The sequence below is a fragment of the Paenibacillus sp. FSL H8-0332 genome, from assembly GCF_037963835.1.
Taxonomy (GTDB): Bacteria; Bacillota; Bacilli; order Paenibacillales; family Paenibacillaceae; genus Paenibacillus_AQ; species Paenibacillus_AQ rhizoplanae.
The window spans coordinates 3021019-3034635 of record NZ_CP150145.1 but is presented as its reverse complement, the minus strand read 5'-3'; the positions used below and the strand labels follow the sequence as shown (position 1 = coordinate 3034635).

Annotated in this window: 12 protein-coding genes; 1 reads left to right on the top strand and 11 read right to left on the bottom strand. The window is 51.9% G+C overall.

Annotated elements, in window-relative coordinates:
- Nucleotides 1-23: 23 nt before the first annotated feature.
- Together NST43_RS13130 and NST43_RS13125 are read right to left on the bottom strand one after the other, a co-directional pair.
- Nucleotides 24-1079: an ABC transporter ATP-binding protein gene (locus NST43_RS13130; protein WP_209986143.1), complete on the bottom strand. Its 1056-nt coding sequence runs from the start codon at nucleotides 1077-1079 to the stop codon at nucleotides 24-26.
- A gap of 75 nt (nucleotides 1080-1154) precedes the next feature.
- The gene (locus tag NST43_RS13125) at nucleotides 1155-1937 is read right to left on the bottom strand and encodes a GTP cyclohydrolase II (RefSeq protein WP_209986140.1); all 783 of its coding nucleotides are present in this window, start codon (nucleotides 1935-1937) and stop codon (nucleotides 1155-1157) included.
- A 188-nt stretch (nucleotides 1938-2125) separates the two neighbouring features.
- Between NST43_RS13125 and NST43_RS13120 the strand changes: the two genes are divergently transcribed.
- Nucleotides 2126-2452 (top strand): helix-turn-helix domain-containing protein, encoded by a 327-nt coding sequence (locus tag NST43_RS13120; RefSeq protein WP_209986135.1) that lies wholly within the window; start codon nucleotides 2126-2128, stop codon nucleotides 2450-2452.
- A 103-nt stretch (nucleotides 2453-2555) separates the two neighbouring features.
- On the opposite strand, the gene NST43_RS13115 is transcribed toward NST43_RS13120, so the two are convergent.
- From NST43_RS13115 to NST43_RS13075, 9 genes are all read right to left on the bottom strand, one after another.
- A complete protein-coding gene (locus NST43_RS13115) occupies nucleotides 2556-3437 on the bottom strand; it encodes an ABC transporter permease (protein WP_339224813.1) in 882 nt (293 codons plus the stop codon).
- A complete protein-coding gene (locus NST43_RS13110) occupies nucleotides 3434-4426 on the bottom strand; it encodes an ABC transporter ATP-binding protein (protein ID WP_339224812.1) in 993 nt (330 codons plus the stop codon). The genes NST43_RS13115 and NST43_RS13110 overlap by 4 nt, the downstream gene beginning before the upstream one ends.
- The gene (locus tag NST43_RS13105; RefSeq protein WP_339224811.1) at nucleotides 4423-5550 is read right to left on the bottom strand and encodes a hypothetical protein; all 1128 of its coding nucleotides are present in this window, start codon (nucleotides 5548-5550) and stop codon (nucleotides 4423-4425) included. The genes NST43_RS13110 and NST43_RS13105 overlap by 4 nt, the downstream gene beginning before the upstream one ends.
- Nucleotides 5551-5573: 23 nt before the next feature.
- Nucleotides 5574-6089, bottom strand: coding sequence for a sigma-70 family RNA polymerase sigma factor (locus tag NST43_RS13100; protein ID WP_036728818.1), 516 nt, complete (start codon nucleotides 6087-6089; stop codon nucleotides 5574-5576).
- 232 nt (nucleotides 6090-6321) lie between these two features.
- Nucleotides 6322-7602 carry a stalk domain-containing protein gene (locus tag NST43_RS13095; protein WP_339224810.1) on the bottom strand — a complete coding sequence of 427 codons (1281 nt, stop codon included), beginning with the start codon at nucleotides 7600-7602 and terminating at the stop codon, nucleotides 6322-6324.
- Between the two features lie 156 nt (nucleotides 7603-7758).
- A complete protein-coding gene (gene nagE, locus NST43_RS13090) occupies nucleotides 7759-9213 on the bottom strand; it encodes an N-acetylglucosamine-specific PTS transporter subunit IIBC (RefSeq protein ID WP_339224809.1) in 1455 nt (484 codons plus the stop codon).
- Nucleotides 9214-9256: 43 nt separating this feature from the next.
- A complete protein-coding gene (locus NST43_RS13085; RefSeq protein ID WP_339224808.1) occupies nucleotides 9257-9772 on the bottom strand; it encodes a PTS glucose transporter subunit IIA in 516 nt (171 codons plus the stop codon).
- Between the two features lie 21 nt (nucleotides 9773-9793).
- Entirely contained in the window at nucleotides 9794-10660 is an 867-nt protein-coding gene (locus NST43_RS13080) for a PRD domain-containing protein (protein WP_036728836.1), read from the bottom strand.
- A 186-nt stretch (nucleotides 10661-10846) separates the two neighbouring features.
- The gene (locus NST43_RS13075) at nucleotides 10847-13585 is read right to left on the bottom strand and encodes a CHASE3 domain-containing protein (RefSeq protein WP_339224807.1); all 2739 of its coding nucleotides are present in this window, start codon (nucleotides 13583-13585) and stop codon (nucleotides 10847-10849) included.
- Nucleotides 13586-13617: the final 32 nt, after the last annotated feature.

Sequence of the window (13617 nt, the reverse complement as noted above, 5' to 3'; positions counted from 1 at the left end):
AGGGAACTGCCGTTGCCAGCTTCTCAGACATGGATAACCTCTTTCTCATCGCTGAGTGCGGCGATCCGCTCCTCCGGCTTCTCTGCTGAGCCTGACTGGTAAATACTGCGGACGATGTCATCCGTATTTGTTTCGATGATTTTGATGTCTGTGATATCTGCCTGTCCGACGACCCGGCCCAGCACATCCGATACATTCAGCTCCAGCGGAATCCAGACCTTGGCCGCCAGCTCATTCTCTGCGGTCCAGGTAACCGGCATGCCTTCCGTCCAGTCGATCAGCTGCTGCAGCTTCGTGGCCGTTCCGAACTGGAACTGCACCTCACGCCCGGTTCCCCAGCGCTGCTTCAGCTCATCCAGACCCCCGTCGTAGATAATCCGCCCGTCATCAAGCATAATCACCCGCGAACAGAGCGCTTCGATATCCTGCAGATCATGTGTCGTCAACAGAATGGTTGTGCCATGCTCCCGGTTCATGTCCTTCAGGAATTCACGGATCTCCGACTTCACGACAATATCGAGACCGATCGTCGGCTCATCCAGGAACAGAATGGACGGATTGTGCAGCAGTGCCGCCACCAGCTCGCAGCGCATCCGCTGGCCCAGACTCAGTTTGCGGACTGGACGGTTCAGCAAATCCTGAAGCTCCAGGCGTTCTACCAGCTCATCCAGCCGTTTTTTGAAATCCTGCTCGGACACGCGGTATACCTTGCGCAGCAGCTGGAACGACTCAATCACACCGATGTCCCACCAGAGCTGGCTGCGCTGGCCGAAGACAACGCCGATGTTCTGCACGAACTTCTCGCGCTCCTCATACGGCACGAAGCCGCCGACAGTCAGACTGCCGGCGGTTGGCACAAGAATCCCGGTAAGCATCTTAATCGTTGTGGACTTCCCGGCCCCGTTCTCTCCGATGTACCCGCAGATTTCGCCTTCGGGAATGCTGAACGAGATGTCCTTCACTGCCGTTACTTCGGAATATTGCCGCTTAAACAAATCAGCGAAGGCCCCTTTGAGGCCCTCGCGGTTTTTTTGGACTTTGAAGGTCTTGCGCAAGTCCTGCACTTGAATAGCATTCATAGGTTACCTCACTAAGCTAAGTATTGGGTTCAGTACCCCATTATAATGGAACGGATGTATATCCGTCCAGCCTGCTTATTTAGCCACTCTTTCTTCAAAAAAATCCGTGTTCGGCACAGCCTCCAGATGTCCGGAACGGGCCACTTTGGTCCGCAGATACTTTTCATTGAAGACCGATACGTCGCCCCATAACGGCACCCGCTTCACCGTGTTCATTCCGGCAGCCCGAAGTGCTTCCATCTTCTTCGGATTGTTGGTGATCAAGGTCACCGGATGGCTGCGCAGATGCTGAAGTACGCTAATTGCATCCGTGTAATCTCTGGAATCATCGGCGAACCCAAGCTCCAGATTGGCCTCTACGGTATCATACCCTTCTTCCTGAAGAAGATATGCCATCGCTTTGCTGAACAGACCAATACCTCTTCCTTCATGATTCGCCAGATAAAAGAGTGCCCCGGCGCCATGCTGCGCAATCATCTTCATCGACTGGTGCAGCTGGAAGCCGCAATCGCAGCGCTTGCTGCCGAAGATATCCCCGGTATGGCAAATACTGTGCATCCGGATCAGCGCTTCCTCGGAATGCTCGAAATCTCCGTAGACCAGGACACTGGACTGCTGTCCATCCGCAAGCTTCATCGATGACAACCGGCTAATGAGCAGCTCGGTAGCTTCCTTACCTTCAGCGCGCTGAAGCTCTTCGTCCGTCACGTTCAGCCAGCTATACCATTTGAAAGTAATCGTCTCCCCGTCCAGATTGACAGGCAGGGTAATAGGTCCGACTAATATATTCGTGGAGTTTCCCATAGGAATCCGGTTGATTTTGTTCTGTAGTATAGATAGGATATCTGGGTTGATCATAAGAGCACCGTCCTAAAAGTTTGATAGCATAAGCTTCTTTTAAATTTTGATATTTAAGTTTTGTCATAGTAACTATTTGTAAGTTAGTTTATCATTGTAATATAACTTCGTCAAGTTATAATATATATATAAATATTTATAATTACTTATTGTAAGTTTATGATATAATGAATGCTGAGGTGATCCTTATGAATGATTTTGAAATGTGCCCCCGGTTCGAGAAAGCGGTAGATGTGCTTAGCAAGCGGTGGGTAGCCCTGATCGTGTTCGTCCTGATGGAGGGTCCGCGGCGGTTCGGGGAAATCGAGCATTGCTTGTCCAATCTTAGCGGCAAGGTCTTATCTGACCGATTGAAGGAAATGGAGGCTGAAGGGATCATTCAGCGTTCTGTATATCCTGAGATGCCCGTACGAATTGAGTATTCGCTAACCGATAAAGGTACGGCACTGGCTCCCATTCTTGGAGAGATCGGTAACTGGTCTACGGATTGGATCGAGATTGGCGTGACCAAATGATTGCCGCCCGGCACGCGAAACAGCGCCCTTGAAGCTCCTGAACAGGAACCTTCGGGGGCGCTGCTTTGTTTGTTTGTTTTTTAAAGTATGCACGGGTTGATTCCTACAGATCCTTACGCTGAAAGCGCAAAAGCCCCAGCCCAAAGATAACCACAGTGTAGATTACAGCGTATACGACAAAGGTATTAGACGGAAATGAATTGAAATTCATCAGACTAAGCGCCCCGCTATTCATGGACACCAGACCATTCATATCCTTCAAGCTGAACAGCTCGACAGTCATTCTGCGCTGCAGGGTATCTGCGGGCATAATCATCGAGATCATTCCGGTCAGATTATTCAGCACCTTCAGTCCATCCTCCTCCAGACTCAGCGATCCGCTAAGCTTATCTACCATCCCTCCGAGAAAACCTGCCCCATAGAGCATCGTCATGAACACACCGTTGCCAAGGGCCGAGAATAGTCCTGAACCCAGCATGGAGACGGAGATTAACAAGGGAACTACAGAGGCGAACAGTAGGAATGACTTCGCCAGCACGACCGCATCTCTGGGAACATTCGCGTGGGCACTTGTAATCAGCAGAATCGCAGTGAACAAAATGAGGGCATAGATCGTTCCCAGCGTAACGAAGCCCAGCCAGCGGCCAAGATACCATTTCCAGCGCGGCAGCGGCCGGGGCAACAGGGCCTGCATGACCCCCTGCTCCGCTTCACCTGCTATCACCGAGAAAGAGCTGAAGATCGCCAGAAAGGCTATAACGAACGCGCCGAAGAAGAAGCCCAGACTTAGAATAAAAGCGCCGTTCATGAACTGCATGAATAACCCGCTGCCATTCCCCAGCGTTCCGGCCCCCGGATCGTTCGTCCCCACGGTATCCGCCACGAACCAGAAGGCAATCAGGAACACAACAGTCAGCAGCAGGGTTAGCAGCATCACTTTTTTACGCAGCATTTCCTTCCAGGTCATTTCCAGTATGGTTCTCATTCCTTCTCCCCCCTATGACTGAGCCCGGCGACCGCATCCATGAACCAATCCTCCAGCCGCTCCGTCTGGCGGATCACCTGATACAGCGTCATCCCCTGCTGGACCATCAGCCCGTTCAGCCAGCCCGCCTGCTCCTCATGATCCAGCTCCGCCGCAAGCCACACAACACTCGAATCTGACTCTTCCTGTGCCGGACCATAGCCTGATTTACCCGCAGCAGGCACGGATTGCCGGATAGCTAATCCTGTATGTTCATTAAGCCAGGACAGCAAAAAAGGCGTGTATCCGCCCACTTTGAAATACCAGCTTGTCCGTTTGTTCAGCATCTCCGCTACTTTGCCGTGCCGCAGGACCGCTCCGTTACTCAGCAGAGCCATCCGGTCGCACAGCACTTCAACATCCTCAAGTAAATGAGAGTTGAGAAAAATAGTAATTCCCCGTTCCTTCAGCCGCTGCAGAATTTTCCGAACTTCCATTCTCCCGATAGGATCAAGGGCTGAGGAGGGTTCATCCAGGAACAGAATCTCCGGGTCATTCACCAGTGCACATGCAAGACCCAGCCGCTGCTGCATTCCCTTGGAATAATGCTTGACCCGGTCCCTTCCGCGCAGCCCGATACCTACCTCCTGCAGGAGCTGAGGAATTCTCTGATTCATTACAGATGTCGGAATCCGGCACAGCTTGGCATGAAGCCTGACCACCTCTTCACCGGTCAGCCAATCCTGGTAGCGGTACAGCTCCGGCAGATAGCCGATCTTCATTTTGGCTTCCATAGAGCCCAGTGGATAGCCCAGGATGGAAGCATGGCCGCCTGTTGGCGAGATGAGTCCGACCAGCATTTTAACAAAGGTACTCTTACCGGCACCGTTGGGGCCGAGGAAGCCGAAGGCTTCCCCTTTCCCCACAGTCAAAGTAACATCCCGGCAACCGCGCCCGTTCGGATAAGCTTTGGTCAAGGCGTTCGCATCAATCGCAGGGATACTGCTCATTGTGTGATCAACTCCTGTACCTTCTGAATGAACTGCTCGCGTTCAGGATAGAGGTCTCCGCCGCTAAGCTGCAGAAACTGCCCCTTTTGTACCCAGACAGCCGTATAGCTGTTGCCGTTACTGTACTTCATTTCAGTAAGAATCACCGGCGTACCAGCCACCGTAATCTGTTCATCATGACTGCCCTTAATCAGCGGCATCGGCAGATCTCCGGACAAGATCCGGCTCTTCTGCAGGCTGTTTCTCAGATTATCTGGAATGAGCGGGAAGTTCACAACGGCATCAACCGCTTCGTCCAGATCCACAGAAGGATCTACAGTAACGACAGGTGTGTTCATCTGTGACAAGGCACCCCAGTGCTGATCGCTGCCCAGATCGTAATTCACCTGCTCGGGGATATGAAGCGTAATCGGCTTGCCATCTACAGAGGTAGGCAGCAGATTGTTCGAGCCCAGGCGTTTCAGTGCCTTGTTCACTTCCTCCACCTTCAGGTTCAGTGTGATATCATGGGACCCGCTTACCTGAACAAATTTGACTGAATCCATAATGGACCCCTTCAGCGGCGCGTAGCCCAGCAAACCTTGGATATCCTTGAGCGGAACATTCTCCTTCATCTCACCATTACTGATTGAGACGTCACCGAAGGCCTCAAGGGATTGCGCGATATTGCCATTACCATTCTCTGTTATCTGATAAAACATATCCCGCAGATCGCCTTCTTCAACAACAGTGGCTTCCTGCATCTTGAACTGGTTCAGCAAGGCTGCCATGGCTGTATTTCCTACCGGAGTAGCTAGTATTGCTGCGAAAATCGCTACGCCTGCCGCCGCTGCTGCCCACTTGCGGGTGCGGCTCATCATAGGCCGGCGTGACTTCCGCCCTGTATTTTGCACTGGCTCCGCTGCTGCATGATCATCCGCCTTAGCTGCCTGAAGCACAACATCTGCTTCCGGTTCTGTTCTATCTGATCTATCCGCCTTGACAGTCTGTTCCTCTAGAGGGGTCTCTTGCTTGCCCCATGTAGCCCACACCGGATTGACCGGCTCGTCTCCCAGCTTCTCCTGTAATTTAGCCCAGGCTTCATCTGTGTTCTGTGGCTGTATCTGCCCGTTTGCTCTATTCATGGTCTCTTTCCTCCCGGATCTCATTATTCTTGCGGAATGGATTTCACCGCATGGTGTTTCAGTTTGGCTGTCGCCCGGCTTAACAGGGTTCCGACTACTGGCGGCTTCACTCCCAGCTCCCCGGCGATCTCTGCATAGCTGTAGCCCGAATACTTAAGCAGCAGGGCCTGCCGGTCCCGTTCGGGAAGATCCTCCAGCCAGCTCCGCACATCTTCCTGATCCAGCTTGCTAAGGACTACTTCTTCCCCTGTAGGAGCAGAAGCCCCCGCATCATATAACAGCTCCTGCTTGTTGATCAGACGCCGCTCTCTCACCCGCTGGTTCAGATAATCATATCCGATCCGCGTAAGCACTCTATGCAGCCACGCCCCCAGAGCCGCCGGATCATCCGGCGGATTTCTGTAGAGTCTGATAAAAACCTCTTGCGCCAGATCATCGGCAGCACTCTCGTCCCTCACAAGTGCCGCCAACTTGCGGCGCACACTAGGGTAATGCTCATAAAAGATTAATTTGTATGGGTCTGATTCCGGAATATTCATTAGGTAAATCCTCCTTATCCGCTGCAGCTATAAGTAAGACGAAGGCTGGGGCGGATTTGTATCACCTTGCCTCAAGATTTCTCTCCAGCAATTCTGATCTTCTAATTATACGGCAGGCTCGTTGGCCCGCATACATCCACTCCAGGCGCTGCCCTAAGCATCTACATCCACAAAAAAACGGTCCACCGGTTAAATCCCGGGGACCGTTTGCGTCTTGCTATTCCATTCCTGACTATTGCTTGCTGTAATTCTCGTCGCCAACCTGGATGCTGCCGTCATCATGCTGGAAGAATAGGGAGCTGGATACCTTACCGTTGCCAAAAGCGAATACGATGGTATTGCCGCTTATCTTGTATGAACCGGTGTCTGAACCGCCGGCCCCGCCTGTTGTGGGCGCCCCGCCCTGGACGGTACCCAGCATCAGGTTGTCGCTGGTGAAGGTTCCATTGCTGTTCAGCACCAGCGTCCGTGTCCATGAAGTTGATCCGGCAGATATCCCAGCCAGCCCCTGGAAGCCGCGGTGGACATAAGTACCACTTAGGGTCAGCCCGCTCTTGACTGTTTTGACCCGGCTCAGCTCAACATCATCAATATGCAGCTTGCCGGATTTGACTGCAATGTCATAAGTCTTTCCATTACTTAACTTGATCTTCCCGTTCTGTACCGTATAGGTCTGGCAGCCGTCAAGCGAGCAGTTGATCGTCTCCGGTCCACCTTGCTTTGGAGAATCCACAACCACTTTATTACCGGGCAGGAAGGTGATGATATTCCAGCACATCCCGCCGCACGCATACCCGTCGTAGTCCGGGCTGAAGCCGTAATACATTCCCTGCAGATTGCTCAGGTTCACTTGGTCTGAAGCGGCTGGCTTATAGGAGCCGTCTCCGGCAGGAGCATTCGGGACAGTCCCCGGAGCTGGCGGTTTGGGCTGCGGCGGCTGGCTGGCGATCTGCTCGTCATATACTTTTTTGAATTCGGCAATTTGCTTGTCAACCGCCGTCTTCGCCTTTGCTTTGGTCAGACCGTTCGCCGCCAGATAAGGGTCGGTGTAGACAAGAATCTGCGGCTTATACGGGTTCCATGCCACCAGTGCCTGAGTGGACTCCCCGATGAAGCGAAGCGGGACCATTGTGTAGCTGTCTATAATTGTTGGCGCTTGCAGAAGTTGAACACTGGTGCCATTGACAGTAGCCGTCTTGCTGCCTATCTTCATGATGATGGTTAGGCCTTCCTTCGTACCGGTTACTGTCTGCTGTGCGGGATTCCAGCCTACCTTGAGGCCCATCGCTTCGAACAGCGGACGGAATGGAACCAATGTTGTCCCTTTATCCAGCAAGGGAGCTTTCTCAAAAGTCAACGGTTTATCATCCAGATTAACCTCAATCGTTTTGCCCGTTGCTGGCGAAGCTTGCGCCTGGCCCGCTGTTACACTCAGTGCTACAGCTATTCCCAGCCAGATAACAGCCGTCCATATCCGCCGGATCGCAAGTCCGGACATTCGCCTTTTTCTCACCTATACCCCATCCTTTCGCAAAACAAACGGATTTTTAGTTTTTTAACCCTTAGGGCCCCCGTTCAAACCGCAAACCAGTAAAATTCCAAAAAAACAGACATCCCATGAAGGATGCCTGCCAGGAAAAGCTATTCTGCTGTGCTGATAAGCTTCAAGCTACATCAGCTTCTTGATATCATCCTTGAGCTGCTCGGACTGCGGTCCAAACACAATCTGTACGGCGCCCTGCCCAAGCCGCATGACACCGGAAGCGCCAAGCTGCTTAAGCGCGGAATCCTTAACCGCCTTGTCATCATTCACGTTAAGGCGCAAGCGGGTGATACAGGCATCGATGCTGCGGATGTTCGCAGAACCACCGATGTTCTCCAGGATCTTGGCAGCTCTGGAAGAGGACGACACGGCTGTACCGCTCTTGGACAGATCAATCAGGTCCTCTTCCGTCTCATCCTCGCGTCCGGGAGTTTTGAGGTTGAACTTGACGATGATGAACCGGAACAGCACATAGTATAGGACGAAGAAACCAAGCCCGACCGGAATCAGCACCCACGCGTTGGTGGAGAGCTTCATATTAAGCAGGTAGTCAATGAGTCCCGCAGAGAATCCGAACCCTAGCTTCACATCCAGCACATACATTAGGAATCCGGCAAAACCGGTAAGCAAAGCGTGAACCAGATACAGCAGCGGTGCGAGGAACATGAAGGAGAACTCCAGCGGCTCCGTGATCCCTGTCAGGAAGGAAGCAATCGCCGAGCCGATGAAGATGGATGCGACCATTTTGCGTTTCTCCGGTTTGGCTGTATGAATGAACGCCAGGGCTGCCCCCGGCATAGCGAACATCATAATCGGGAAGAAGCCTGTCATGAACATTCCTGCGGTCTTATCTCCGGCAAAGAAGCGCGTCAGATCACCGTGAACAACATCCCCTGCAGCGTTCGTGAAATCTCCCAACTGGAACCAGGCGATAGCGTTGATTACATGATGCAGGCCGAACGGGAGCAGCAGACGGTTAGCCGTCCCGAATACAAATGCCCCTGCACCTCCGAGACCGACAACCCAGGTACCGAAATCACTGATCACATCCTGAATCGGGCTCCAGATCATCCCAAACAGCACTGCGAGAATCATGGTGGTTATGGCCGTAATGATAGGTACGAACCGTTTACCTGCGAAGAAGCCGAGCCAGTCAGGCATTTTGATATTATGATATTTCTTGTACAGGTAAGCAGCCCAGGCTCCGGCAAAAATCCCGCCCAGCACGCCCATATTCAGCTTCACATCATCGGCGATGAACGGCATTTGAGCTGGCAGGACCTTAAGAATACTGTCCAGCACCTGATAAGCAATGAGCGCAGACAGCGCGGCAACCGCATCTCCGGCAAACCCGATCGCCACCCCAATTGCAAAAATCAGCGCCAGATTGCCGAATATAGCGCCCGCACCCGCATTCAGAAAAGGAGCCACATACTGGTTGAGGAATCCGCCTACGGTACTGCCCAGATGGAAATCCTTCTCATAATTAATAAGTCCAAACCCTTGCAGAATCGCTGCCGCCGGTAAAGTTGCGACTGGAAGCATCAGAGATTTCCCTAACTTCTGTAGAAAAGCCAACATAATGAAATCATCCCCCTGGTTTCATATTAAGTACATGTATGCTTTATTGCTGTAAAGCCACCGTAAGAATACTGCTCTGCCCGGCGCTAACCGCCCCGTAATGGCAATTCACTTCCGGGAGGTCCTCCCCGCTGCCGGTTACAATAACCGGGGTGATCGTCCGGTAACCCGCGCTCCGGATCATCTCCAGGTCGAACTCGATCAGCGTCTGGCCTGCTTTGACTTCATCTCCAGAAGCGATATGGCTGATGAACCCGTTCCCCTTAAGGCTGACCGTATCAATTCCAATGTGCATCAGCAGCTGCAGACCGGAGGGATGCTCCAGGATTAGAGCGTGATTGGTTTTGACCACATGGGCGATCTTCCCGTCAAAAGGGGCGGTTAACCGTCCCTCTATAGGTTCTATGGCAATGCCCTGGCCCATATGCCCACCGGCAAAGGTCTCATCCGGCACTTCCGTTAACGGTACGGACTGTCCGCTGACCGGAGCGTATATCTCCAGGCGGGTTACCGCCTCAGTAGGTTTCTCTTCTTTTTTAGCTTTCCATCTCGAAAACATAAAAGTCACTCCTTGCCGCTGCTATTTATTCTTCTCTATCGTCTGGAACAGCCGGTGCAGATGCATAGCCAGGAAGCAGATTTCTTCTTCGGGAACGTCTACACTGAGCTTGCCCTGCATGACTTTGCCCATTCTCTGAGCGAGCTTGTATTCATCCTTGTATTCCTTCTTGATATGCTTCACAAAAGGATTGTCGATGAGCGAACCCTGCAGAATCCGTTCAATCGAGAATCTCAAATGGACCATCAGCCGGACATGATTCATACTGCCTTGCTCAAAGCGGATCTTGCGTTCACTGCGGATCATCTCCATCAGCTCGCTGACAATGTTGGAAGCCTTCACAAGCTGGCCCACCGGCACATTGCTGACTGCAGAATATACATGATAAGTAAGGAATCCGACCTCGTCTTCTGGAATCTGCACTTCAAAGCCTTCGCTGATCTTTCCGGCCGCCTTGGAAGCGATCTCAAATTCCTTAGGAAATGTCATCCGGGTCTCTTCCAGGAATGGATTCACAATGTCCATCCCGCTGCGCAAGCGGAAAATGGTGAATTGGATGTGGCTGGGGAGCGCCAAATAGATCTTGTCGTTTAACTTGCCGGGAAACTCACGGGCGATATCTGAAATAATCTCATCCGTGATTCTCATGACTTTGGGATCAATGTCCTCCAGCAGAATCTGATACTGACTCCATTCCTCCCGGTCCTCCAGCCGAAACAGCTTTTCAATCCGGGGATCATCCGAATCAATAACACCTGTGTCCTTAAGCGCAAATCCGATGCCCTTGCCGATAATTACATATTCCTTGCTCTTTTTGCCGCCCTCTACCATGACGACATTATTCCCAATCACCCGCAGCACCTGAAATTGTTCAGTGTCCCTCGCCAAGTTCCCCCTCCTTTCCGCCCATTGCCTGATTTTTTGCACAAAAAAGAGCCAAGACTGGACTCAATGTATTGAGTACGAATCTTGGCTCATGCCCTGTTAAGGTAACACGCCACTACATATAAATGATCATTTATGAACCCATCATAAATCATACCTTGTATACTCGTCAATGGGTTTTTGAAAAAGTCAAATGTACCTGCACATTCGTGTAATGACGTCCTGCATCAATACCGGCTTGCTGATGAAATCAGTGGCCCCGGCGGACAGGCACCGTTCACGGTCTTCCTTCATCGTCCTGGCGGAGATCGCTATGATTGGAAGGTCGATAAGATGCATTTCCTCACGGATAATGGACAGGGTATCGTAGCCATCCAGAACCGGCATCATAATATCCAGGAGTACGATATCCACCTCCGGCTGCTCTCTAACCACTTGAAGACATTCATAACCCGTCTGAGCGGTCATGATGATCATTCCGTAAGGCTCCAGACCCTTCTGCAAGGCATAAATATTGCGCATATCATCATCCACAATCAGGACAGTTCTGCCTTGCAGAAGGGTGTATTCTTTCTCGAACAGGGAGTCCCCGCTATTACCCGGCTGCCCTGTATCATGAACGGTTCTGGAGTGCTCCGACCCGGCTGCAGTCTGAGCCAGATCCGCCGGATCCGGATGGAACGGTTCTTCTTCACTGTCCAGTTCACGGCATGGGAGATACAAGGTGAATGTACTGCCCTTCCCCTCTTCGCTCTTCAGGCTGATATGCCCGCCCAGTAGCTGAGCCAATTGCTGGGAGATGGATAAGCCCAGACCGGTTCCCCCGAATTTGCGGGCAGTCGTTCCGTCCACCTGGCGGAAGGCCTCGAAGATCAGCTCACGATTCTCTTCAGAGATGCCGATTCCGGTATCCTGGACAGCAAAGGCCAGCACCGGCCCTTCTGTTATGTAACTCTGATCCGAATATGCCGCCAGCTTGGTAATCTTCACGGTTACAGCGCCCTGCTCAGTGAATTTGAAGGCATTGGACAGCAGATTCCGCAGAATCTGATGCAGGCGCATCTCATCGGTGAAGAACAGATCCGGAACCTCCGGGTTCAGGGTTACGTTAAACTCCACATGTTGCGCTTCTGCAAGCTTGCCGAAATAGCCCTGCAACAGCGAAGGCAGCTCGGTGAGATTGACGGCATCCATTTCCACCAGCATCTTGCCGGCTTCCACCTTGGAGAGATCCAGAATATCGTTAATCATACTAAGCAGATCGCTGCCGGAATTGTAAATGACAGAGGCATAGCCCAGTTCTTCCTCGGTTAACGTATGATTGCGGTTCTCCGTCAGCAGCTGTGAGAGAATCAGCATACTGTTCAGTGGTGTCCGCAGCTCATGCGACATATTGGCCAGGAATTCAGACTTGTAGCGCGAGCTCTGCTCCAGCTGTTCATTGTACCGCTCCAGCTCGATCGCTGCATTCTCGGCTACATATTTCTGGTTCTCAAGCTCCTTGTTCACGGTTAGCAGCTCGCTGGTCTGGCTCTGAAGCTCCTCCGTCTGCATCTGCATCTCCTCGGACTGGGTCTGCAGCTCTTCGGATTGAACCTGAAGCTCTTCGTTCATCACCTGCGATTCATGCAGAAGCCTCTGGATCTCCATCCGGGTCTTCACCGAATTCACGGTAACACCCATCATGTCCAGCAATTCCTTCAACAGCTCGAAATGGTAAGGCGCCCAACGGGTCAGCGCAGCAATCTCCAGTACAGCAACGGTCTTGTTCTCAAAAATAATCGGAGCGATCACAGCGAACCTCGGCGCCGTTCTGCCCAGAGCAGAGCTTATATAGATATAATCCTCGGGTAATTGCTCGATCACATTCATCCGCTGATCCAGCGCACATTGACCTGCCAGGCCTACTCCCGGCTGAATCAACTCCGGCCCGATGCGTTCTTCCTTATTCTCTGCGCCTGCATAGGAATAGATGCGCTCGAACAGTTCCTCGTTATTCACGACGTATATAGTGGCATACTGCATTTCCAGCATAACCGACAACCGGCTGACAAAAATTCTGCACAGTGAAGGCATATCAACGGTCTCTTGCAGGGCTATCGACATCGAGGTGAGCTGTTCGCTCATCCACTGCTCCCGCTGCACATTATCCAGCAGCCCGTTCGTCGCTTCACCCAAATCATAGATTTCATCCAGAGTCTTCACCTTGATCCGCTCCGAGCGGTTACCGCCGGAGGCAATACTGTTAATGGCCTGTATGACGCTGTGCAGAGGATTCACAATGCTGGCCGAGAGCAGATAAGTGATGAGCAGCGCAAGTAGGACCACCAATCCCCACAATATGTACATCGTGATCAGCAGCTTATGATTGCTATCCTTCAGATTGCTGATCCGGTCGTTCGTGAGCGTACGTTCGATGTCACGGAAGTAGTCGGATTGGGAGCGGATCGTGTCGACGAGATTTTTCCCCGTATCATTGCGAAAAAAAGCGTTGACTGCCTCCGTATTGCCATTCTTCTTCAGCTCAACCACATGCTGCCCGGCTACATCGACCCACTTCTCGATATTATCCGTAATCGTGTCCAGATTCCGTACCTGCTTCGGGTTATCGGCAATGAGATTATTCAGCTTCGCTGCATTAATCCTCCACTGCACCAGCCCGTCATTATACGGTACCAGATAGGACTCATCATCGGTAAGGACGTACCCCCGCTGTCCGGTCTCCATATCAAGTACATTTTTCTCAATTTGATATGTAAGTTCATGAACTTCTATATCATGATCGCTCAAGAACACGGTTTCTTTCTCCAGGCTGTTAATCCGGCCAGAGACTATAATCAGAAATAGACCTAACATTAATAATATGATGACATAGCCAAGTGCGATTTTGCCGCGGATCTTCAAGCTCCACGCATGCTTCTCCGGCAATGGTCCAACCCCCGTCCAGAGTTATTCTTACG

Coding starts and splice junctions, on each gene's coding strand:
- NST43_RS13100 (WP_036728818.1), bottom strand. CDS start 6,089: ATGAATATTCCGGAATCAGACCCATACAAATTAATCTTTTATGAGCAT.
- NST43_RS13115 (WP_339224813.1), bottom strand. CDS start 3,437: ATGAGAACCATACTGGAAATGACCTGGAAGGAAATGCTGCGTAAAAAA.
- NST43_RS13085 (WP_339224808.1), bottom strand. CDS start 9,772: ATGTTTTCGAGATGGAAAGCTAAAAAAGAAGAGAAACCTACTGAGGCG.
- NST43_RS13125 (WP_209986140.1), bottom strand. CDS start 1,937: ATGATCAACCCAGATATCCTATCTATACTACAGAACAAAATCAACCGG.
- NST43_RS13105 (WP_339224811.1), bottom strand. CDS start 5,550: ATGAATAGAGCAAACGGGCAGATACAGCCACAGAACACAGATGAAGCC.
- nagE (WP_339224809.1), bottom strand. CDS start 9,213: ATGTTGGCTTTTCTACAGAAGTTAGGGAAATCTCTGATGCTTCCAGTC.
- NST43_RS13110 (WP_339224812.1), bottom strand. CDS start 4,426: ATGAGCAGTATCCCTGCGATTGATGCGAACGCCTTGACCAAAGCTTAT.
- NST43_RS13130 (WP_209986143.1), bottom strand. CDS start 1,079: ATGAATGCTATTCAAGTGCAGGACTTGCGCAAGACCTTCAAAGTCCAA.
- NST43_RS13120 (WP_209986135.1), top strand. CDS start 2,126: ATGAATGATTTTGAAATGTGCCCCCGGTTCGAGAAAGCGGTAGATGTG.